We start from the raw sequence: 2,251 nt of genomic DNA, 5'->3' as shown, positions 1-2,251 counted from the left end.
AATCTGGCCTATCTCGACCGTTCCCGCCACCGACGTGAAGTCGGACGGTGTCGAGGTGATCTGCCGATCGAACTCGACCACCGGGATGCCGGCGGCGCGGGCGGCCTCGATAGACGGCTTCAGCGCATTGAAATCGACGGCGGCAAGAATGATCGCCGACGGCTTGAGCGCGATAACGTCGTTCATTTGCGATTGCTGAGCGTCGGTCTTGTTATCGGCGTTCAGCGTCTTCATCTCGTAGCCGACCTGCTTCAGGAACATCTCCAGAGCGCTCACCGAGCCGGTCTGGAATTCGTCGAGCAATGTCGGCACCAGGTAGTAGACGGTGCCCTTGGACTGGGCGAATGCCGGCGTGAGCGTGGCAAAGGCCAGTGCCAGGATACCGAAGACGGAAAGAAGTATTTTCTTCATGTCGTTCGCTCCTCTTGCGCCGGACCCCTCATTTGTCCCTCAGCCTGCCGGTCCGGCACCGGCAAGCGTCTCTCCGGTGATCATGTTGATCACCGCGTCGGGACTTGTTTTGTTGCGCGCGACATCGCCTGCCACGACACCTTGCCGGATCACCACGATCCGGTCGGCGACCTGGAAGGCCTGTTGCATGATATGGGTGATGATGACGACGCCGATACCTTGGCTGGCCACCTGGCGGATCATGTCGAGACCGCGCCGTGTCTGCTCGACACCGAGTGCCGCGAACGGCTCGTCGAGAAGCACGAGCTTGCCGCCAAAATGCACGAATCGGTTGAGCTCGATGGCCTGCCGCTGGCCGCCTGAGAGGTGCTCGACATTGGTTCTGAGCGAAGCGATGCGCGTGCCGGCGCTGGCCAGCGCCTTTTCGACCACCTGCTCCATGGCGGGTTCGTCGAGCACGGGAACGCCAAGATATTTCTTGGTGATCTCGCGGCCCATGAAGAAGTTGGCCACCACGTCGACATTGGTGCAAAGCGAGAGGTCCTGGTAGACGGTCTCGATCCCGGCGGCCTTGGCCTCGGCGGGAGATTTGGCGAGGAATTCCTTGCCCTCGAACAGCATGCGACCGGAGGTCGGCTCCAGCCCGCCGGCGATGATCTTGACCAGTGTCGATTTGCCGGCGCCATTGTCACCCAAAAGCGCCACCACCTCGCCCTTGCCGATCGAGAAGCTGATGCCCTTGAGCGCTTCGATCGCGCCATAGTTCTTGGCGACGTTGTCGAGTACCAGTAGGGGTTCACTCATGCCGCGATCCCCTTGCCTTGCAGGATATCTCGCCCGCGTTCGCGCTCGGCGGTGAATATCTGGCCGAAGCGCGGCGAAAGCACCCCTGAGACCGCAAGCGCTGCGGCACCGCGCAACACCGCATGCTGGCCGCCGCGTGCGACGGTGACACGCGGCGCCGTGCGGTCCTTTCGCGCCGAGATCGAGTTGGGAAGGTTCGCAACCGAACCGGCCAGCCGTTCAAGTAAATCGGTGGACGCGAGTCCGCCGAGGATGATGGTTTCGGGATCGAACAGGTTCTCGATGATGGTGATGGCGTTGCGAAAGATCGGCCCGACTTCATCAACCCAATCGGCGTCGCTGATCTTCCGGCGCCGCAGCGCCTCGAGCGAGAGGTATCTTTCGAGGCAGCCGCGGTTGCCGCAGGGGCACGGCTCGCCACCCGGCACGACAGGAATGTGTCCGATTTCGCCGGCATTTCCCCAGGCGCCGCGCAGCGCGCTTCCGTCATGAACCATGACGCCGCCAAGACCGACACCAAAATAGAGATAGTAGTATTCGGAATATCCCGTCCCGAGGCCATACAGGCGCTCACCCATTGCCGCGGCCGCCATGTCGGTCTCAAAAAACGCGGGCAGCCCGGTCGATGCCTCCAGCCGTTCTCGAAGCGCCACGTCCTTCCAGCCGGTCATCGTCGTCGGGCCGATAAAGCTCATCGACTCCACGCCGAAAGGGCCGGGCAGCGCCATGCCGATGCCGAGAACGCGACCGCCAGGCCGCAGTCGGGTCAATTCAAGCACCATCGCGCCGATCAGATCGAAGGCATGGTCGGGCGTTGCGTTGGGGGCCTCGCGGTAGGTGCTCTCGATCACGTCTCCGCTCAGATTGATCAGCGCCGCATTGACACCCAGCGGGGTGACATGGATGCCGACGGCATAGCCGCCCTCCGGGTTGATCCGCAGGGTCGCCGGAGGCAGCCCGCGCCCCCGCGGCTCTTCGCGCATGGACAGAACGTAGCCGTGTTCTTCCAGCTCGCGAACGATGGTCGATACCGTTT

At 62.9% G+C, this 2,251-nt stretch carries 3 protein-coding genes; all 3 read right to left on the bottom strand.

Going from position 1 to position 2,251, the window contains the following annotated elements; translation table 11 throughout:
* Positions 1 to 411 (bottom strand): substrate-binding domain-containing protein (locus EOA85_RS33200; RefSeq protein WP_164760057.1); only part of this gene is annotated, 411 nt, incomplete at its 3' end.
* Between the two features lie 39 nt (positions 412 to 450).
* Positions 451 to 1,215 (bottom strand): ATP-binding cassette domain-containing protein, encoded by a 765-nt coding sequence (locus tag EOA85_RS33195; RefSeq protein ID WP_127212528.1) that lies wholly within the window; start codon positions 1,213 to 1,215, stop codon positions 451 to 453.
* Positions 1,212 to 2,251, bottom strand: a 1,040-nt coding sequence (locus tag EOA85_RS33190) for an ROK family protein (protein ID WP_164760056.1), incomplete at its 5' end; no start/stop codon positions are given. The genes EOA85_RS33195 and EOA85_RS33190, both read right to left, overlap by 4 nt.

The organism is Mesorhizobium sp. M5C.F.Ca.IN.020.29.1.1, from assembly GCF_003997375.1.
Taxonomy (GTDB): domain Bacteria; phylum Pseudomonadota; class Alphaproteobacteria; order Rhizobiales; family Rhizobiaceae; genus Mesorhizobium; species Mesorhizobium wenxiniae.
This window is presented reverse-complemented; position numbering and strand designations above follow the sequence as displayed.